This window comes from Methylomonas methanica (assembly GCF_001644035.1).
GTDB classification, from domain to species: Bacteria; Pseudomonadota; Gammaproteobacteria; order Methylococcales; family Methylomonadaceae; genus Methylomonas; species Methylomonas methanica_A.
The window spans coordinates 1-20,552 of sequence record NZ_LUUG01000091.1; the positions used below are offsets into that span (position 1 = coordinate 1).

The 20,552-nt window shown below is 48.6% G+C and carries 17 protein-coding genes and 1 pseudogene; 6 read left to right on the forward strand and 12 right to left on the reverse strand.

The window, feature by feature from the left end:
* Positions 1-1,569: 1,569 nt before the first annotated feature.
* The gene (clcA, locus tag A1332_RS16560; protein WP_231890334.1) at positions 1,570-2,895 is read left to right on the forward strand and encodes a H(+)/Cl(-) exchange transporter ClcA; all 1,326 of its coding nucleotides are present in this window, start codon (positions 1,570-1,572) and stop codon (positions 2,893-2,895) included.
* Between the two features lie 66 nt (positions 2,896-2,961).
* On the forward strand, positions 2,962-4,125 hold the full coding sequence (locus A1332_RS16565; protein ID WP_064009550.1) for a cation:proton antiporter: 1,164 nt from the start codon (positions 2,962-2,964) through the stop codon (positions 4,123-4,125).
* Between the two features lie 236 nt (positions 4,126-4,361).
* On the opposite strand, the gene A1332_RS16570 is transcribed toward A1332_RS16565, so the two are convergent.
* The 8 genes from A1332_RS16570 to A1332_RS16595 form a co-directional block, all read right to left on the reverse strand.
* On the reverse strand, positions 4,362-5,567 hold the full coding sequence (locus A1332_RS16570; RefSeq protein ID WP_197491490.1) for a glycoside hydrolase family 5 protein: 1,206 nt from the start codon (positions 5,565-5,567) through the stop codon (positions 4,362-4,364).
* Between the two features lie 569 nt (positions 5,568-6,136).
* On the reverse strand, positions 6,137-6,604 hold the full coding sequence (locus tag A1332_RS26095) for a cation:proton antiporter (RefSeq protein WP_231890335.1): 468 nt from the start codon (positions 6,602-6,604) through the stop codon (positions 6,137-6,139).
* 131 nt (positions 6,605-6,735) lie between these two features.
* Positions 6,736-7,191 carry a cation:proton antiporter gene (locus tag A1332_RS26100; protein WP_231890336.1) on the reverse strand — a complete coding sequence of 152 codons (456 nt, stop codon included), beginning with the start codon at positions 7,189-7,191 and terminating at the stop codon, positions 6,736-6,738.
* Positions 7,192-7,241: 50 nt separating this feature from the next.
* Positions 7,242-7,385, reverse strand: coding sequence for a hypothetical protein (locus A1332_RS26105; protein ID WP_231890337.1), 144 nt, complete (start codon positions 7,383-7,385; stop codon positions 7,242-7,244).
* 107 nt (positions 7,386-7,492) lie between these two features.
* A complete protein-coding gene (locus tag A1332_RS16580; protein ID WP_064009564.1) occupies positions 7,493-8,884 on the reverse strand; it encodes an OpgC family protein in 1,392 nt (463 codons plus the stop codon).
* Between the two features lie 125 nt (positions 8,885-9,009).
* The gene (locus tag A1332_RS16585) at positions 9,010-9,876 is read right to left on the reverse strand and encodes a universal stress protein (protein WP_064009552.1); all 867 of its coding nucleotides are present in this window, start codon (positions 9,874-9,876) and stop codon (positions 9,010-9,012) included.
* Positions 9,876-11,369 carry a SulP family inorganic anion transporter gene (locus A1332_RS16590; protein ID WP_064009553.1) on the reverse strand — a complete coding sequence of 498 codons (1,494 nt, stop codon included), beginning with the start codon at positions 11,367-11,369 and terminating at the stop codon, positions 9,876-9,878. The genes A1332_RS16585 and A1332_RS16590 overlap by 1 nt, the downstream gene beginning before the upstream one ends.
* A gap of 119 nt (positions 11,370-11,488) precedes the next feature.
* On the reverse strand, positions 11,489-11,944 hold the full coding sequence (locus A1332_RS16595; RefSeq protein ID WP_231890338.1) for a MarR family winged helix-turn-helix transcriptional regulator: 456 nt from the start codon (positions 11,942-11,944) through the stop codon (positions 11,489-11,491).
* A 168-nt stretch (positions 11,945-12,112) separates the two neighbouring features.
* Between A1332_RS16595 and A1332_RS16600 the strand changes: the two genes are divergently transcribed.
* Positions 12,113-12,838: a TSUP family transporter gene (locus A1332_RS16600; protein ID WP_064009554.1), complete on the forward strand. Its 726-nt coding sequence runs from the start codon at positions 12,113-12,115 to the stop codon at positions 12,836-12,838.
* Positions 12,839-13,086: 248 nt separating this feature from the next.
* Positions 13,087-15,744, forward strand: a complete 2,658-nt coding sequence (locus A1332_RS16605; protein WP_064009555.1) for a UPF0182 family protein — start codon at positions 13,087-13,089, stop codon at positions 15,742-15,744.
* Between the two features lie 73 nt (positions 15,745-15,817).
* Here the strand turns inward: A1332_RS16605 and A1332_RS26355 are convergent, their stop codons facing one another.
* From A1332_RS26355 to A1332_RS16615, 4 genes and pseudogenes are all read right to left on the reverse strand, one after another.
* Positions 15,818-15,946, reverse strand: a complete 129-nt coding sequence (locus A1332_RS26355; RefSeq protein WP_269454666.1) for a hypothetical protein — start codon at positions 15,944-15,946, stop codon at positions 15,818-15,820.
* Between the two features lie 24 nt (positions 15,947-15,970).
* Positions 15,971-16,111, reverse strand: a pseudogene (locus tag A1332_RS26545) (hypothetical protein); the annotation flags it as partial.
* Positions 16,112-16,264: 153 nt separating this feature from the next.
* The gene (locus A1332_RS26360) at positions 16,265-16,393 is read right to left on the reverse strand and encodes a hypothetical protein (protein WP_269454667.1); all 129 of its coding nucleotides are present in this window, start codon (positions 16,391-16,393) and stop codon (positions 16,265-16,267) included.
* 297 nt (positions 16,394-16,690) lie between these two features.
* Positions 16,691-17,989: a hemolysin family protein gene (locus tag A1332_RS16615; RefSeq protein WP_064009566.1), complete on the reverse strand. Its 1,299-nt coding sequence runs from the start codon at positions 17,987-17,989 to the stop codon at positions 16,691-16,693.
* A gap of 243 nt (positions 17,990-18,232) precedes the next feature.
* Here A1332_RS16615 and A1332_RS16620 point away from each other — a divergent pair, with 243 nt between their 5' ends.
* Positions 18,233-18,907, forward strand: a complete 675-nt coding sequence (locus tag A1332_RS16620; RefSeq protein WP_064009556.1) for a response regulator transcription factor — start codon at positions 18,233-18,235, stop codon at positions 18,905-18,907.
* Positions 18,897-20,282, forward strand: coding sequence for a sensor histidine kinase (locus A1332_RS16625; RefSeq protein ID WP_331709884.1), 1,386 nt, complete (start codon positions 18,897-18,899; stop codon positions 20,280-20,282). Before A1332_RS16620 ends, A1332_RS16625 begins: the two co-directional genes overlap by 11 nt.
* Positions 20,283-20,552: the final 270 nt, after the last annotated feature.

Genomic DNA, 20,552 nt, shown 5'->3' on the forward strand with positions numbered 1-20,552 from the left:
AAATGGCAACAGCCCCTATTATCCACCAAACCGTTGTTGTGGCTAGATCTGCTCCCGCTTCCCGAGTGCTGAATTGCTTGCAACCTAAAACTAATTTCTTTAGAAAGGCAGCAGCGGCACTTCACGGTTTTTTATGTTCAGGCAAACATTGTTTGCATAAACATTATGCGGCTATATAATGCCCCGGGCAAGTCTAAGGGCGGCTCAACTGATGTGAAGATGCTTGATGTGGTTTCAAAAGTCGAAAATACGTTGAAATAACTGCCCCCTTAGCTTGCCTCCAACACATGAGGTTGACGCGAAATAGAAAGTCAGTACATGTCCTAATCAGGCTAATTGAACACCTTTCTTTTCCAATAGGAACTGTTTCAAAGCAACATAAAAATACGAAATGACGATGTTTCCAAAAAATCATATCAGGCGTTTCATATATTGGGTGTGCCTGACCTCCTTCATGTTACTGACATCCTGCTGCGGACAACAGAACGCGGTTCCTATCGATAAATCGTCGTCGACGACGGCGTAAATCGGCAAATCAGTTTCAACTTTTAGGAAATCCACTAGATCAGCAAGTTCCAATTAAGGACGATATTGTCAAACTACGGTAACGCCTTCGTTATTGAGCTCAAATCGCCCAATCTGCTTGACGAGCCGGACATTACGCTTATCCAGCAGTTCACCGACTTGAACCGTGTATTAAGATAGGAAAGCGCGGATGGCATCGAATCGAAATCGTAGCAGGACTTGGTTTTGTGCCGTCCAAGACGCGGCGACTATTGCGGTTACTTTGCTAAAGCGATATTCCCCTAAGCCCTCAACGTTTTTAAGAATCCAAATGCGTTGTGTTGATATGTTTTGTCTTGCCGGCTTGGTGTGTCTACTAGGTTGCGGGCAAAACAATCCGGAGCTGGTGTCTCAATCCGGACCAGCAAAGCCATCTTCCAGCGCTCTAAAACAAGCAGCTAAAAACTGTGGCATATCGCTTTCGTATACGAGAACTCGGGAAAATTCAATCAGAAGTATTCGTGGTCGCGACATTTATTCAGACCCGAAGAAACTGGCATGCCTAGTCCGGTCTAATCGTAAAGCCGCACGCCTTGCCGCAGCACCGGAATCCAAAGTGGAAAAGTCTGTCCGATCTTCAACTGGCCCCGCAAATTCGGAGAAAAAAGAATTCAATGGTCGCCACTGATACTATCGATTGGCGCCGCTACCCTTATCGCCCTCTCATTGAGACTTGGTTTGCGAGTCTCAAATAATTCAGAGGCATTGCTACCCGATATGACAGTTGATACGCAATTTTGAAAGTGGTGGTTGGCCTCAACATTCAACGTCCTAAACGTCGGCAGAGGTATGCGCCGGCTGTCCGTTTTAGGATAAGTGCCCATCCCCCGCCAATATTATTGTGTAGCGGCAAACATTGTTTACACAAACATTGTTTTGTCTTTAGAATGCTGACATCCATACGATTTTTGATGGCTGGATATTGTGTTCAGCTACTAACGTTGTCGCGATTGCCTTTTACTTATCCGACATGATAGCTACGGTATTGCCACTCGGGACAACTTGTTGAAAATTGATCAATCAGAAACCAAACTCTATCCCTCGGCAGACAAGGTGCGGCGGAATAGCCGTTTGTTACCACAGGCCGTTTTACTTGGACTGTTGACAGGTAGCATTTCGGTACTCTTTCACCTTGCTATGGATAGTGCCGAAGCATTTAGAAATAACTTTTTAGCCTTCGCACTTCAGAACACGGAAAGTGGCCCCTGGTTGATCATGGGCCTAGTCTTAATCAGTTTAGTTCTCGCTGTCGGTGTTATCAGATGGCTTGCGCCAGAGGCTAGCGGAAGCGGTATCCCGCATATTAAAGCCATTCTCATAGGACGACGCCGTTGTCGCTGGTTGCGGGTGTTGATTGCCAAGTTTTTTAGTATGCTCATCGGGGATGTCGCAGGTCTGGTAGTCGGGCGGGCGGGGCCCTGTGTGCATATGGGAAGCGCCATCGGCCAAGGTCTTGCAAATCTTTGGCCGAATAAAAAAAATACCGATCATTTAATTTTGGTCGCAGCCGGTGGCGGAGCTGGACTCACGGCTGCATTCAACGCGCCGCTTTCTGGATTGACCTTTGTGCTTGAAGAGCTTGAGAGGCGGTGTTCTACGCTTGAGTTTTTTACCGCTGCCATCGCTTGCCTCACGGCTGACATGGTTTGTAGAGCGGTGTTAGGGCAACAACCGGCTTTTCATTTCGAGAATTTTACGACTCCTCCACTTAACCTTCTGATCGCATTCTTGCCATTGGGCATACTTTCCGCCCTATTGGGTAGTTTATTCACTCGTTCCTTATTATGGGGACAGCGATTGATTACCTTGCACCTTTGGCCCAAATGGTTTTGGTGGATAACACTGACGATATCGTTAACCGTTACGGCTTGGAAAACCCCCGAATTGTTAGGCGGCGGACATAACTTCGTGAACGAGATACTGGAAGGTCGGCAACTACCGTTGGAAACGATTGCGTTGTTTTTTATCGGCCGATTTGTGTTAACGATTGCCTGTTCCTGTTCAGGCGCAGCGGGCGGGATTTTTATGCCAGTTCTGGTATTGGGCGCACTGCTGGGTTGGGCGGTCGGTGTAGCCATACAACTACTGTTCCCAGAATTAAATGTGGACTCAAAGTTATTTGCCGTGGTTGGCATGGCTGCTTATTTTAGCGGGGTGGTGCAAGCACCTCTAACTGCTATTGTGTTGATCATTGAAATGACCAGCAACTACACATTGATTTTGCCGCTATTCATCGCCTGTTTTACAGCATTACTAATAGCGAATTGGTTGGGAAACCCACCAGTTTATGAAGCGTTACTGGAAAATGATTTGCGAAAAGATCGAATTTAGTGAATGGTTCATTAAATTGGCCTGACATTCCAGTCTTGTTAACCCGCAAAAATCCAGGAGACCGCCATGGAATCTTACCGTATAGCAGTATTTGTCATAGCCCTGGTGGCGGCTTTCGCTCCCTTACTGGTCAAAATACCGACGCGCTTTCGAATGCCGGTGGTGGTCGCTGAAATGCTGTTGGGGATGATTGTCGGTCCTCATATATTCAACTGGGTATCTCCTGATGGGTTAGTGGGTATGCTTGGCGAGTTAGGTCTTACATTTTTGCTTTTTATGGTGGGCCTGGAAATCAATCTCGAGGAAATTCAAGGCAAACCCTTGACCATTGCCGTCGGCGGATGGCTGCTGTCTTTTACAGTGGCCATGGCTTGTATGTATGTCGTACATGCCATTGGCCTGATTCAGGCGCCGCCGCTGTTGGCCGCCGCTGCCTTGTCGACCACCGCACTCGGCATATTGGCGCCCATACTTCGGGATGAAGGGATTTCGACTACGGATTTCGGCAAGTTGCTGCTGTCGGCGGCGGCGATGGGCGAGTTCGGCCCATTAATTGTCGTCTCCCTATTGGTCATCCCAACTCATAGTACATTCTTGCATACCGTTTTCATCGTAGCCTTTGTAGGGATTACTTTTGTGATTGCGGATATTGCAGTCAATGCCCGCTCTTCTTCGTTAATAAAGCTCCTTGCCCAAACCATGCAAAGCACCGGTCAATTGCCGGTGAGACTCTGTATTGCCCTTCAAGCCCTGTTGGTGGTTTTAGCAGGCGAGTTTGGATTGAATGTGGTGGTTGGTGCATTCGCAGCTGGCATGGTCGTGGGTCTTGCCAGTAAAGGTGACGGTGGCGTGATTCTCCGGCAGAAACTGGATGCGATTGGTTATGGATTCTTAATTCCCATTTTCTTCATAGTTGCCGGCATGAAATTTGACATCAATGCACTGTGGGCAAACCCGCTGGTGCCGGTCCAGGTGACCAGCTTGTTAGGGCTGTTAATCGTGGTTCGGGGTGCGCCGATAGTGCTTTACAACCAAACGTTAGCACCAAAAGACAGGTTGCCGTTTGCGCTGTATTCCGCCACGGGTCTACCCTTGATCGTCATCATTACCGAAATTGGTGTTTCGTCCGGCCTCATGGCCCCGGATCGCGCGGCGGTTCTAGTCAGTGCCGGCATGATTTCTGTTTTGCTGTTTCCTCTCCTTGCCGTAAGAATGAGAGGAAATTCGTAAAGGCGAGTGAAAAAGCAACGCTAACGGCAATTAGCGGTGGATTTTTATCGCCCCAAAGGTTTTTATTTGTAATTTATCTCAGCACCCGAAGATGCATGGCAAGCCGGTGGCGATATAAGCCTGTTTAGAAGATAAGGCGAGCAGAAGTGTCGAGTCATTAGCCAGTGTATGAATTCCAAAAACTGCGCCGTTTGCGGGTCCGAGCAGCTTCAAGCGCAAGCCCATATTATGGATACTCAATTAGCTAAACCAACAATTTTAGGTTCCGCCGGTGTTTCCAATCTAGCACTAGAGGCTTTAGTAGGCCGCTTCAGGTTTCGGCCTGAGGTTGCTTTTTGCATGGCGTTGATGACGGTGGGGTTGGGTGAAAAATATTCCGCCGTGTTCCACTGACTCCATTTGTGTTTGATCGTGTTTAAATCATCCGCAGTAATATCGGCAACATTGCTGTTTTGCCCTGCTGCGTTATACATACCCCAGTTATTGCGGCCCACCACTTTATAAGACCAAGTGGTCCAATGACTGCCGGTTTCTGTAAATTGCTGAAGCCCGTAATTCCAGGATTCGGCATTTTCAAACAATGTGAACTCCCCTATAAAATGCGGGACGTTATATTTTGTGCCCCATTCCAGAGCATCTTGTACCCACCCATCCACGGAGTTTTTCATCACGGTGAAATCGTTATTGTTTTGCCATTGGTAATAATGCAAGGAATAGACAACGTTCTCCCAGTTTTTCTCTTGGGGATTGGGAAGTGTGTTCCACCACCAGATAGCTTCCATAATGATGATATGGTCGGGATCAATCGTGCGGATTGCGTGATACAGACGGTCGTAAAGATTAACCACCTGGGCTCCCATCCTGCCGGGAAATGTCTCGGAGGGTTCGTTCAACAGGTCATAACCGGCCACGGCGGCATTGTCCTTAAAGCGTGTGGCAAGGGTTTCCCAAAGCTCTACCAGTTGATTCTGATATAGCGGCGTAGAGTACAGTAGAGCCCCGTTTTGTCGGCCCGAATGATGTGCTCCGTTTTGTGACCCAGGCGCGCCGTGCAGGTCAAGGATGGTGTAGAGCCCATATTCCAGGGCTTTGTTTACGGTCCACTCGATTCTGGATAAATCAATGGCGCCAGTATCGTCCAGTCTCCAGTGGCCCTCGTCATCCATATGGTTGAATGCATATATCGGCAAACGGATACAATTTAGACCGGCTTCGGCGATGTTCTTGAAATCGTTTTCCGTGATCCAGGAATCCCAGTACGTGTTGTAAAGATCCCAGACAACCTCTTTGCCAAATCGATTGCTAAGAATATTTCGTGCATCCCACTCGTTTGATGCCCCCGCCAACGGCGACATCCAGGGTTCGTGGCCCCGCCAGCCTCCTAAATTAGTGCCGTAAAGATGAACTTCCTTACCCGCGCCGTAATTATCCCTGATCTCCATTCCGCTCACTTTAAGGAAATCCGACGCGAAACAAGCTAAAGGGGACGATATCATCAGCGTCCAGGATAAGGCGGCTGTTCTAGCTAGGATTAAGGGAAAAGCAGCTTTCGGTTTCATAGCTATCAATATAACGCAGTTGGTCAGGGCTTTTGGGTTTTATTAACCCGGTCCTCAAATTCTCTGAAGTCGTCATTTCCGTAAAATTCTCAATCCAGCGCGGCAACTTGACTGTCGTATGCGCAGGATTGACGATATTCAAGTCCAGGGTTTATAGCATCAAACAAGCTTCCGTTGCTCCTCGATCCTTAGGTAAGGGGCGATATGGTCAACGCCAATAGCCACCGCGTTAAAATAGCTGTTGTATCTTTTTTAAAGAAAACAAACTTTGAGACAAGAGATAACGATGTTGGCACTAGCTACACTCCACCGAAAACGCTCGCCACCAGCATAACTAGCTTATTGGAAACCTGGACAAGTTGATTTCGCGCATGATTGGACAATATAATTACAAACAAAATCAATAATATACCGTTCATCCTAAGTCTGTCGAAGGACTTGACCAGAACGTCCTAGACCAATCGCCGCCTACGGTAATAGCTTTTCAGCAAAATGGGTGACAGTAGCGTGGTCATGGCGATCACGATAATCAGCGCCGCGTAGATATCGTTATTCAAAATTCCGGAGGTGCGGCCCAATTCAGCGAAGATCAAACCCACTTCGCCGCGCGGAATCATGGCAATGCCTATAGCCAATCGCTCCGTCCACGGTCCGCGCAACAATAAAGCTCCCAGCATCTTGCCGACGATGGCGGCAGCGAACAGGCTGACCGAAAACCACCAAATGAATGGTGAGGTCCAATCGATTTCACGCAGATTCAGCGACAGCCCGACCATCACGAAAAATATCGGCACGAATAATTGAATGATTGGCCGCATCTGGGCTTCGATGCGGCCGGTAAAATCCGGGTCTTCGTGCAAAGCCATTCCAAACGGCAGAAAAAAAACGTCGCGAAAGCGCCAGGCCTGCGGCAAAGCCACCCAGTAATTCCGGAGCTCCCATTTCGAGAGCCAGCCAGGCAAAGAACAATACCAGGGAGACAATCAGCGTAGGAATCAGGCCGTCGGTTTGGCTGATCTTGGCAAATTGCCGAATCAGCAAGGAAATGGCTTTAGCAAACAGCGGTGCCAAAACAAAGAACATGGCGATCAAACCGATGACTTGTAGGGCATTGGCGGTGTTGATTTCTCCAACCAGCGAAAAAATCGTAAAGTACGGCCAGCAATACTACGCCGAGGATGTCGTCTATCACGGCAGCGCCCAACACCACTTGGGCTTCGTGGCTGTGTTGCCGTTTTAAATCGGTGAGCACGCGGATAGTAATACCGATACTGGTGGCGGTCAGCGTGCCGCCGATGAATAGCGACTCCAGCAAACTGCGTTCGAACAACCAATGACTGAGACTGAAACCGAACACGAACGGCCAAAGAAAACCGCTGACTGCGATAAACAAGGCTTGCCAACCGGATTTTGCCAGCTGGCGGATGTCGGTATTCAAACCAACTTCGAACAACAGCAAAATAATGCCGATCTCGGCTAATAGTTTAATGACCTGACTAGGCTCCATCCAGCCTAACAAACTGGGGCCAAGCAGAACACCGGCCTACAACTCACCTACTACCGGAGGAATTTCAGGCGCGCGAACAGTTCGCCAAACAGCCTAGCGGTCAGCAAAATGACCATCAAATGCAAGAAAAACTGATGAACAGCTTGTGCTTCCATCAGCCTAACGTCAGTTGAGGAAACTTTGAACGAGTTCATTACGAACATCGTTAGACAAGCTCACCAACAGCGAAATCAACAACACATCGTTCGTCTTTATGTCCTTGTCGGTAATATGCTTGTCGAAGGACTTAATCACAGCCTCCTTAAAGCTGTTGCCGGCTGTCAATCACTTTACCGGTCTCTGCTTCTGGCAATAGGGCTTCGACTTGTTGCAACGCCTCAGTATCGGTTTCGTGTAGCTGAACGACGAGGTCAGGCGTGATTGCCGCGCTGAAGCGTTGTGCGTTTGTTAAAACGGCTGGCAGCGCCGCCAAACCGATCAAGCAGGGCAGTGCCAGGGCTTGGTTGCCCCAACGATAAGGCGCAGTTAATTGCTCCGAATAGTCACTGTTGTCGCCTTGCGCCAACTTTGCTGTTGGCGAAATTTTCCAGGGTTTGGTATCCAGCCATGCCATGAGCTGGCCGGTCAGCAACATCAGCCCCAAGCCGCTGACATTGACCAAGGCCGCTGCCAGCCATGTCTCGCGCCCTAAGTGATCCAGCCAGATGCCGCCCGCATAAGAAAGCACCATGGAAAACAGGAAAATCCGTAACGATTGTTGACCCATGGTGGCAATAGAGCGTGGCAACGCGCCGCTTAGCCACTGCGGTCGCCAGTTGCACACGTGATGCATTAGATACGCCAACGCTAGTAAATGCAGCCAACGCAACACCCCTAAGTGGCTTTTGTCCAGCCAGGGCGTCAAGCTGGCGCGAAGCTCGCCCCAGAACTTGATTTGGGTATAAGTGGACTCGTGCTCCAAGGGGATTGACACCAAGACTAGCGCCAGGCAGAGCGCCAATAGCCAGCTGTGTTTTACGCTAACTCTAGCCCAGCCTGCACCAAAGGCGTAACCGGTGAAAAACATCAATTGCCAGTTGTAGGGGTTGAAATACCACGCACGGCTGCTCGCAGGATCAGCGCTCAATTCCCAGCCGTAGTGAAGGCTTGCGCAATACAGGGCTACCGAGCAAGCTAAGGCCACGCCGACATGTAAACGGGATAACACCCAGAATATTGGCAGCCATACTATCATCACCAGATACATGGGCAGGATGTCGAAATAATGGGGCACATAGGCCAAGGTGAACAATTCATACAGCGCTTGTTGGGTGGCGTCGAAAAAGTAGGCGATATTCAGGCGTTGAATATCGTCCATTTCCGGCACCCAACGATTCCCGATGACGCAAACCAAAGCCAGCAGTACAAACGACGCGAGATGCGCACTGTAAATTTGCACGCAGCGATGCAGGATGCGAATTAATCCCAGCCACAGTCCTGCATGCTCGAAGCAACGGCCATAAGCCAGAGCCGAAGCAAAGCCTGATGAAAACACGAACACTTCCGCCGCGTCGCTGAGGCCGAATCGAGAAGGGGTATACCAAAACCAGGGGTTATCGGGCATGTGATTGATAAAAATCACGATCAGTGCCAAACCTCTAAAAAAATCCAACTGCAAATTTCTATTTTGCAGTGACGGGTTCGGCAATGCCATAACGGTCCTTTTGTCCAATATCATCGGTTAAGTGAATGAAGTCTTACGATCAAATCTTCCTGATTATAAAAAAAATTCAAGCACGTCGTCATTCGGGGATTAACGAAGCTATTTACGCTGCTAAGTTATCGTAACAATAACAAAGGGCTGCGACTGTTAGTCAGCATCTTCACCGTAAAACTACCCAGTAACCAATCGTGAATACGGGTATGGCCGAATGCGCCCATTACGGTCATATCGATACCTTTTTGCCCTTGATATTCGGACAGGACTTGTTCGGGTATGCCGATCAGCTTTTTGGCGATGACCTCGATACCGCCGGCCAGTTGCAGTTTGTTGGCAGCCATCTCAAGTAGTTGGCCCCTGCCTTCGTCCTTACTCACGCAAACCAGATGACAAACCAGTCCTTTGTAAAGTGGACTGTTGGCAACCATGTCCAGGGCTTTTTCGGCGGCCTGGCTGCCGTCGTAAGCCAGCATGATACGCTCGGGTGCTTTGAACTCGGCGTTGACCACCAAAATCGGTTTATGCAGCGAACGAATAATGGATTCCAGCTTGGCACCGATCTTATCCGGCTGATTGTCGTGTACCTTGCCGCGCACACCGATCACCAGCACCCGCAAGTCGTTTTCCAACTCGATCAGCGATTCAACCAAACTGCCGTGGCGTTGATTGGTGATGGGATCAAGAGCGCCGGCTTGCATTACCCGTTCCCTGGCGGCTTGCAGTAATTGCTTGCCTTGTTGCAAACGCAATTTGCTGCGCTGCTGCTCCAGTTGCGTCAATTGATCCATCAGATGATCACGGCTATCGACGCCGATATTGCCGGTCAAATCGCTATGATCGGTTGCTTCCGGGTGATGGTCGATACTGTGTAACAGTTTTAACGGGGCATCCACTTTTTGTGCAATCCAGGCGGCATAATCGCAGACAGCGTTGGTTAAGGATGAGCCGTCGATACCGGCTAATACCAGATTTTGTGAGCTGCTCATTAATGTCCCCCCAGGACTTTTTCGATTTCTTCGGGCTTATCGTGAACACCAAAGCGGTCGACAATGGTACTGGTTGCTGCGTTCATGCCGATAACATCAACCTCGGCGCCTTCGCGGCGAAACTTGATCACGACTTTATCCAGCGCACCGACCGAAGTCAGGTCCCAAAAGTGCGCGCGATTGAGGTCGATGACCACCTTTTCCACGGCTTCCTTGAAGTCAAAACCGGCGACGAATTTGTCGGCCGAATTGAAAAATACTTGGCCGACGACCTTATACGTGCGGGTGCTGTGGTCTTCGTCCAGTTTCGATTCCACGTACATAAAATGACTGATTTTGTTGGCGAAGAACAATGAGGCCAGCAATACGCCGACGAACACGCCCAACGCCAAATTATGCGTCCAAACCACGACCACCACGGTGGATAGCATGACGATGTTGGTCGACAATGGATGTTGTTTCAGATTAAGTATCGACCGCCAGCTAAAGGTACCAATGGACACCATGATCATCACTGCCACCAGCGCGGCCATCGGGATTTTGGAAATCCATTCATCCAAAAACACCACCATGATCAATAAAAACGTGCCCGCCACCAAGGTGGACAAGCGCCCGCGCCCGCCGGACTTAACGTTGATCACCGACTGCCCAATCATCGCGCAACCGGCCATGCCACCCAATAAACCGGCGCCAATATTGGCTAAACCCTGACCCTTGCATTCGCGGTTTTTATCGCTGCTGGTATCGGTCAATTCATCGACGATGGTGGCGGTCATCAAGGATTCCAGCATACCGACCACCGCCAGCGGTAGCGAGTACGGCAGAATGATTTTCAGCGTTTCCCACGTCAGTGGCACATCGGGCCATAAAAACATTGGCAAGGTGTCCGGTAGTTGGCCCATATCGCCGACGGTGCGGATCTCGATCTGCCAATACATGGCCACCAAGGTCATGCTGACGATGCAAACCAGCGGCGAAGGTACGGATTTACCGATGACCGGCAAGTAGGGGAATAGATAGATAATCGCCAAGCCGCCGGCGGTCATGGCATAAACATGCCAAGTCACGTTAGTCAGCTCCGGCAATTGCGCCATGAATATCAAAATCGCCAAGGCGTTGACGAAGCCTGTGACCACCGAACGCGACACAAAGCTCATTAAGCTGCCGAGCTTCAGATAGCCGGCGAGGATTTGAAAAACGCCGGTCAACAAAGTGGCTGCCAACAGATACTGCAAGCCGTGATCCTTGATCAATGTCACCATCAGCAAAGCCATCGCCCCGGTCGCGGCCGAGATCATGCCGGGGCGGCCGCCGACGAACGCAGTAATCACCGCGATACAAAACGAGGCATATAAGCCCACTTTGGGATCGACGCCGGCGATGATGGAAAAGGCAATGGCTTCCGGGATCAGGGCCAATGCAACCACGGTTCCGGCCAGCACATCGCCACGGATGTTGCCTAGCCAGTCTGGTTTTTTTGATAATAAAAGCATGTTCAACCTATGTTAAAAAGGCCACGCCGGGCATAGCCTAAAGGGTAGGAGCAGGAAATTAGGGTTAGATTGGGCAGCTTATGGGGGGCTGTCGCAGTTTGGCGTTGTAGGTCGCGAGCTTAATTTGAATCAGTGGTAAGACTGGTTTTGACCCTACCGAGCAAAGATGTCATAAGGCGTCTTTCTTCCGCGCTCAATGCCGCTAGCACTTCGACTTCGACGGCGTCGGCAATCGTCCAAAGTGCTTCCATTACCGTGAGAGCCTTGTCTGTTATGGACAAGCGATAGGCGCGTCGGTCATCCATGTCCTTATTACGGACAACCATGCCGGACTCTTCGAGTAAATCTATCTGTTTGACCAAAGTAATCGGTTTGATTTCCAGAATCTCAGCTAGATCGATCTGCCGGCAATTTTGATTTTCCGACAGATGCACCAAAGCCCGCCATTGTGCATGAGTAAAGCCAAGGGGTTCGGCGGCCTTGTTAAAGCGTTGACGGATGATGTGACTGATTTCGTAACTCAGAAAGCCGAATTTGGAATGCACGGATACAAAGCCTTTAATATAATGAGTCATCGGTATTATATTGATAGCAAGCATATATAACAATCAAGCGACATGCTGTTACGTAGGCATGATCCAGGTATTTGAATGCTTTGCTGCGGCAATTTGCCATGTCGAAAGCAATCTTGTTACTGGTTCAAACAACATGGTTTGCTAAATCAACAACATTAGGAGAACGCAATGCCCATGGAAATCATGATAACCGTGGCTGTCACCGCCATCATTCAATCGCTATTTGGCGCTGGCATACTGCTGTTCGGCACGCCGTTATTGCTGCTTTTGGGTTACGAGTTTGTCGACGTCCTGATCGTGCTTTTACCGGTTTCACTGGCGGTTAACCTGATGCAAGTCCTCAAACATCACGCGCATGTCGATTGGACGTTCTACCGCAAGATCGTGCTGCTAACTTTGCCGCCTATCGCGGTGTTTCTGTTTTTAGTGACCCATGTACGAATCAATATTGGCTTGATCGTGGGTCCGTTTTTATTGTTCATCGCCTTCAAGGAGTGGTCAGCCGCCGTCGGCAGAGTCATCGACCGCCTGATGCGCCAGGAAACGCTGTACTTCGTGGCGATGGGCGTGGTGCATGGCGTCAGCAATTTGGGAGGGTCTTTATTGACGGCACTGGTGCATCATAAAAACTATCCCAAGGATGTTGCGCGCGTGACCGTGGCAGCCTGTTACGGCACTTTTGCCGTGGTGCAATTGCTGACCTTGGGCTTCTTCAATCGCCAGCAGGTCGATGTTCCGGTGTTCGACAATGTCATCTACCTGACGGTAGCGGTGATGATTTTCGGCTTAATTGACGAGGCGATTTACAGCCAAATCAACGCCGAGAAATTTCGGCGGATTTTTTCGCTGTTTCTGGCGCTATCCGGCGTGGTCTTGATCGCGAGATCGGTGTGATGCGCCTGATACCCGCAGCCCATATAACCCGACGAAATCGACAAAGCTTTGATCCATCAGATTTTACTCTGCAAGCTTCGGTAATCTAGGCTTGTTTGGGTAATTTCTTAGGTCTTGCACCTGACACCATTCATGCCTAAAACCTGTTTTGCTATGTCGATACCCTGTAGGTTACGATTGGTTTCGGAATCCCGTTTAAATTCTGGCTTAGGTCGGGGCGTCCGTTAATCACTATGAAGGAGGACGTTATGCGTAAACTGAAGCGCCTATCCGCAGTTATTGGGATTATTATTGGTGTTATATTCATACTGTATGCGATTTTTCAGTATGTGTTTCTCGATTTTTTTGTTGATTTATGGTGGTTTAAGGCGATTAAGTTTGAATCGTATTTTTGGCTTCGGCTTCTTTATCGATTCATATTGTCCGGCCTCGTTACATTATTCTTTTTCTTTAGTTTCTTTTTTCATTTTTGGATTGCGTCCCGATATTTAGGCTTAAATCCGCCGAATGAGATACTGGCCAATCGTGATAAGCGCTTAAAATTCGAACGTTTCGCCGTAAAATTTATCAATATCTCGGTAAAAATTTACACGCCGATCTCATTACTGCTAGCCATCTTTATTGCAATACCGTTCTACCATCATTGGGAAACCTCTTTACTCTATTTTTTCGGCGGTTCGTCGGGGGTAGTCGAGCCTGTTTACGGGTACGACACGAGTTTCTACATGCTCTCGTATCCCCTATATCAATTGATTCAAAATGAGCTATTGGCGACTGCCGGCGTGCTGCTTTGCCTGGTGGGTATTTTGTATGTTCTCGAACATTTACTCTTGCCTAATCAAGGCAAAACGTTTCCGTTGGGCGCTAAAATTCATTTGATCGTATTAGTTGCTTCCGTCGCTTTATTTGTGGTGTGGGGTTTTTTGCTGGAACGGTTCTCACTGCTTTATAACGATACCCACGAGCCTGTATTTTTCGGCCCCGGTTTCGTGCAGGTCCGATACCAGCTTCCCTTGATTTGGTTGCAAATTCTTACGTTCATCGCAAGTGTGGTGACGGCAACCCTTTTTATTTTTTCGGAAAAACACCGAAATTTAATGCCTCTATCATTATCGATCATTGCATTTTTAAGTGTTATCGGGCTGCAAAATATTCAATTAATTCCGGAATTGATCCAGGAATATATCGTCAATCCCAATCCGGTAAAAACAGAAAAGCCGTTTATAAAGCACAATATAGAAGCGACGCTGGATGCGTTTGACCTTAAGAATGTTAAAACGGTCGAGTTGCCCATCAAATTGAACGCTGCCGATGACATTAACGCGTGGAGCACCCAGAAACACTTTGAAAATATTCCTGTTTGGGACAGGGAAGTGCTGCTCGATACGTACATACAATTGCAGTCGATAAGGCCTTACTATACATTTCTGTCCGTTGACGAAGATCGCTATTTTTTGAGCGATCACACCCGGCAGGTCAATCTGGCGGCCAGGGAACTCAACCTGTCCAAACTGCCAACCGAAGCGCAAAACTGGGAAAATACCCACTTGCGCTATACGCACGGTTACGGCGGAGTCGTTACATCGGCCGGTCAGGATGCCGATGCCCCCATTATCTGGTACCTGCGCGACTTAAACCTAAGTTCGGACGTTGGTTTATCGGTGCGTTATCCGGATATTTATTATGGACAAGAGAATTATACCTACGCTATCGAACCCAATAACCTTAATATTGTGCAAATTTCCGGTACACAATCCGGGCCGGACGTGAAAAGTGCTTATAACGGTGCGGCTGGCATTCCGATTTCCTCGACCTTTAGAAAGGCATTATTGGCGGCTTATTTTCAGGATCAAAACCTATTTTTTTCACCGAATATTACCAATAAAAGCCAAGTTTTGATGCGCCGAAACATTACAGAGCGTATTCAAGCTTTGACACCCTTCTTGAGCTTGGATAAAGATCCCTATTTGGTTGTAGCCAAGGAACGGTTTTACTGGATACAAGATGCCTATACCTTGTCGTCACGCTATCCGGTAACCAAGGCGGTAAGCGAAGAATTTCAAGGCGGCACTAAAGAATTCAACTATATCCGCAACTCCGTGAAAATCGTCGTAGATGCCTTGGACGGCGGTGTGCAATATTTTATTTCAGATCCATCGGACATTATCATTCAGGCATATAACCTTGCTTATCCGAGCTTGTTCAAAAATCTGAACGAGATGTCTCCCGAGCTATCGTCGCATTTGCGTTATGCCAGGGATTTGTATTATGTGCAGATGAAAGCCTATGCCAAATACCATCAACAAGAGCCCGAACTATTTTACCAACAGGCCGAAACCTGGGAATTTGCTAAAGTCCGCGGTGAGCCGGTCAAACCCTATTATCAAACTATCGATTTTGGCAACTGCAATGGCAAGGAAGAATACGTGTTGTTGAACCCGATGACGCCCGTCAATAGCCACAACCTCAGCATGATTGGAATGGCTGGCACAACAGATAGCGTGAATTGCGGCTCGACATATAAACCCACTATTACTATTTATAAGTTCCTTAAGGATGTGCAAGTCAATGGTCCGACACAAGTAGAATCGCTAATCGACCAAGACCCGGAAGTTTCGGCACAATTCACCCTTTGGAATCATGGCGGCACAAAGGTTAAATTGGGACGCATGGTTATTATGCCGATGGGTAACAGCGTTCTTTATGTGCAGCCGGTTTATATCGTATCGGTTACCAATGCCATTCCCAAGCTTTCTAAAATTATCGTGTCGATCGGCAATCGCGTGGTCATGGACACCAGTTTCTGGTCTGCCTTTAACCGCTTGAAACAAATGTTTGTACAAAGTGCCATCAACGAAAATAAGACGGGATTGGCCAACCTAAACTCCGAATCAAACCGGCAATAAGGGGGCTTTGTACAAAGTGACATTCCCTGAGTAAACTGGGTTGTCATGTTGCTTATAGATATACAGCTCATCACTATTTATTGGACAGCAGCTTTGATGGCGCGTCATCCAACTTGGCAAAATCAACGCCGACACTGATGATAAAACTGGATGCTTCTTCAAAACTCATCGCCGATCTGACGATTTTGGATTCATCAACCATCACGGTGAATCCTGATGTTGGATTTGGCGAGGTGGGGACGTAAAGCACATACAGTCGATCCAATTTATTGGTGACATAAGCGGGAACCCAAACACCGTCTTTAGGATATTCGACATAGCTGATTTCGCGTAGCTTATCCTGACCATAACCGGAAAATATGCCGATGAGTTTCTAACTGGCCAGGTAAACGGTACTCAACACGGGCATTTTTTCCAGATAAGATTCCAACACGGAAAACACATGTGTTTTCCCGCTGCGAATTCTGAAACCCAGAAAAATTAAGCCTAACATCGTGATGGCAAATAATGACAGCGTTATTCAATAGTTTTCATAATAACCGTGGATACTTAGAAAAGTATCCCGTAATAAGCGCTCTATCAGCACCACGATTTGGACGACAACCAAAATCGGCAAAATAGCGAACACGCCTAACAGAAAAAAGTCCATGAATTGACGCAGTTTTTTTCATGTTGCCCCCTCCGTAGGTTATATGGGTACAAGGATATGGACGCTATTCCCATGCGAACGCCTAGTCAGTGACAATCGAATTCTAATTGAATTCCATCATCTTATTCCGGCTAAAATTTATGGCATCAAGTGATTCAGCGGGGTTGTCATGGCTTCGTCGTTGTGGACAGAAGAACTGATTGGAACGAATCGGTTTTGCCGAAGGTTATGGCGGATCGTTGGTTTACCGAGACAAGCCAATGGGCTTTGATTATCAGAACAAGAAATTTCTCTTTTTCAGTCAATCGCTTTGGCTTTATTTGCCACTAAGACTTTATCGATTCGAGTCCCATCAATATCGACAACTTCGAAATACCAGTCTTCATATATAAAGTTGTCGGCTACTCGTGGAATTTTCTCAAGGAAATATAAAATAAACCCGCCCACTGTGTTGAAAGAATTGGCTGTCTCGCCTGGAAACTGGCTAGTCATACCGATGACCGATTTCAATCGGTTGATCGATAAACCGCCATCCACTAGCCATGAACCATCGTCGCGCTGCACCACATCAGGATCAAAGTCGTCATCTGCTGTCGGCATGTCACCAACGATGGCTTTCAGTACGTCGCTTAGGGTGACCAAGCCTTCCAAGTCGCCGTATTCATTGACGATCAGTGCAAAATCGCAGCGCTTTTCCCTGAAAAACTCTAAAAGATGCGGAAGTGTTAAGGAGTCTGGGATATAAAGTGGTGTACGCAGCGCGTTGGCAATGTCCGCTGTTCCACCATTCATCAGGGTTTTCAATAAATCACTGCGTTGCAATATACCCAGCACATTATCCAGACCATCGCGGCAAACCAACGCTCTTGAATACGGACAATCGGCGATCAAACTATTCACCTCATGACTGTCATCGGCTAAATCGATGACAAAAATATCCTTGCGAGTGGTCATGATGGCACCGACGCGCTGTTCATCCAGTTTCATTACATTGGAAACCAAATGTCCTTCACTGGCATGAAACACCCCAGCTTCCGAACCCATATCCATCAGTATTTTGATTTCTTCGTTGGTGACTGTGGCCTGTGGCGGTTGGTTTGCTCTCATGATGCGCAACAGTAAACTGCTGGATGAAGACAGTAGCCAAACCAAAGGGCTGGCAACCAGTGCCAAGGCATTCATCGGCCTAGCCACAAACAGCGCAATGCCTTCCGGGCTTAGCAAGGCCAGACGTTTGGGAACCAGTTCACCGACTACAACCGAAAAATAGGTAATCAAAATGACGGTCGCCACCAAGGCCAGGCTTTCGGCATACGGCACTAAAAGCGGTAATTGATTGAATTGCCCGATTAATGGCTCGGTCAGCGCATCCTCGCCCAGTGCGCCACTCAAGATCCCGACCGAGGTAATGCCGACTTGTACCGTCGATAAAAAACGCGAAGGTTCATCGTGCAATTTCAAGGCGGCATCCGCACCGGCCCGTTTTTCATCGGCCAACTTTTGCAGCCTAGCTTTGCCGGATGAGACCAGCGACATTTCCGACATGGCGAAAATGCCGTTGATTAAAATCAATATCAAAATAAGGGCTATATCCACTTGGTTAACCGCCTCGTTCCGCAAAAATACGGTCCGAGAATTAAAAGTTAAAATGACCACTGTTAACTAACTTTCGAATAAGCCATAACCTGCATGACTGGTTACGCCGTTACAAAGGGTTCAACAGAAATTCCAGACTACATGCTTTAACAACTCGAAAACCAAACCATTGAATTCAAGCAAACCTTGCCATCATATCCAAACAAGCTTTCATGAACCTTACAACTACCCAGAGGCCTGCCAATGAGAATCCTGTTGGTCGAAGATGATGCCGTTCTAGGTGACGGTTTGTCACGTAGCCTTGGCGATTGGGGATTCGATGTGACGCTCGCGGAGACCGGAACTTATGCGAACAGCGCATTATGCACTCAACCCTACGACTTGTTGATACTGGATCTTGGGTTGCCGGATATGGATGGACGTGAGGTGTTAAGACAGTTGCGCACCCGAAAGTCAGCGATTCCAGTATTGATATTGACAGCCCGTGACGGACTTAACGACCGGGTTGGCGGTCTGGAGTTAGGGGCCGACGATTACATGACCAAGCCATTCGAGCTTCGGGAGTTAGAAGCGCGCGTCAGAGCGCTGCTGCGTCGCAGTCACGGCGGTTTTGATAACGACATCCGGTTTGGCCGACTGACACTGAATATCCGCGATCAGCAAATTATGGCCGATGGCATAGCGTTGGGATTGCCACCCAGGGAATACGGCGTACTGGAAGCATTATTACTGCAAAGCGGACGCGTAGTCAGTAAGGACAGTATTGCTCAACGGCTTGCCGTGCGCTCGGAAGAACTCGCCGACAATGCGATTGAGGTTTACGTTCATCGGCTTCGCAAACGTTTGGAGCCTCTGAGTATCAGTATTCGCACTGTGCGAGGACTGGGTTATCTACTGGAGCACTCTGATGATGAATAAGCCCAAAAGCCTCAGGGCGCAGTTGCTCTCGAAGCTGACCTTGCCCCTGTTGTTTGTTGTCATATTGGATGCTGCGGCGTCTTACTATGTCGCCACGCATTTTACGAATCAAGCCTATGATCGCTGGCTACTGGATTCTGCCAAATCCTTGGTGCAAGAGGTCAAGGCACAACAGGATCATGTTACATTCGAATTACCCCCCATCGCTGTGGAAGTGTTCCGCTGGGATGATATGGATGAAACCTTCTATAAGGTGGAATCACAAATGACCGGTTTTATGGCGGGGGATGATGGCCTTCCCAGTCCATCCATTTCAGAATTAAACAAGGATCAACCGTTATTTTTCGATGGCGAAATCGACGAGCAACCGGTCAGAGTGGTGTCGGTGCTCACCGTGCCCAAAACCAGCACCGAGCATGTCATTGTCTCGGTGGCGGAAACCGTCAACAAGCGGCGTAACATGATGAGCGAATTGTTGATCGCGGTTATCCTGCCGCAGATTTTGCTGGTGTTGATTACCGGCTTTCATATTTGGACCGGCGTCAATCGAGGCCTGAGCCCCCTCAATGACTTGGCACGGATGATCGCGCGCCGCTCGGCCAAGGAATTCGATCCTATTGCCGATGCCGGCGTGCCGCTGGAAGTGCGGTCGCTCACTAATACCATCAACGCGTTGCTGCAACGGTTGGGATCGACACTGATTACGCAACAGCGCTTCATTGAAAACGCGGCGCATCAACTCAGAACGCCATTGGCAGGTCTAAAGATACAGGCGGAACGGGCGCTCAGCGCCGACAACCCGGAAAGCATGCGGCTGGCACTGACGCATATCAAAAACTCTACCAATCGCCTCGCTCACTTAAACACCCAGCTATTAGTATTGGCTCGATCGGAGTCGATTTCACATAGTGCACCGGAGTTACGGCTGATAGACCTTACTCGATTGGTACGTGAATGTTGTATGGACTGGGTGCCTAAAGCATTGGATAGCAAAATCGAACTCGGCTTTGAGGCACCGGGCAACATCGTACAGGTCAGTGGTGATGACGTACTGCTGCGCGAACTGTTAGGCAATTTATTGGACAACGCGATCAGCTACGGCAAGGCCGGTGGCCATATCAGTGTCAGCATCGAGTCTGCCCCGCATGCCAAGTTGATCGTGGAAGATGACGGTCCGGGCATTCCTTTAAGCGAACAAGACAAGATTTTCGAGCGCTTCTATCGTGTGCCGGGCAGTCCCGGAGACGGCTGTGGACTGGGTCTGGCCATCGTCAAGGAAATTGCAGATTTGCATGACGCTTCTATCAGTATTCGCAGTCGATCCGAAGCGGACTACGGTACGCGAATCGAAGCTGTCTTTACCGACCACGTTTAACAACAAACCAGACTGTTTGAAAGGTTGCTGAAAGGTATAGACGCTATGATCACTCTCCGACCTAATCAATAACGCAAATTTCAATGCATTCCAACGAACATCTCAAACGCTTGATTTATTCGACTTTGCTAGTCTTCAGCCTGATGTTGGTAGCCGGTTGCGCTCAACATAACCCCGAACCTGTCGATCAATCCTCGTCAACAACGGCTTAGAACGCCAAAAACAAAACTCATTTCCCCGCAAAGCCTTCGAAAACTCATCAGGCCTAAC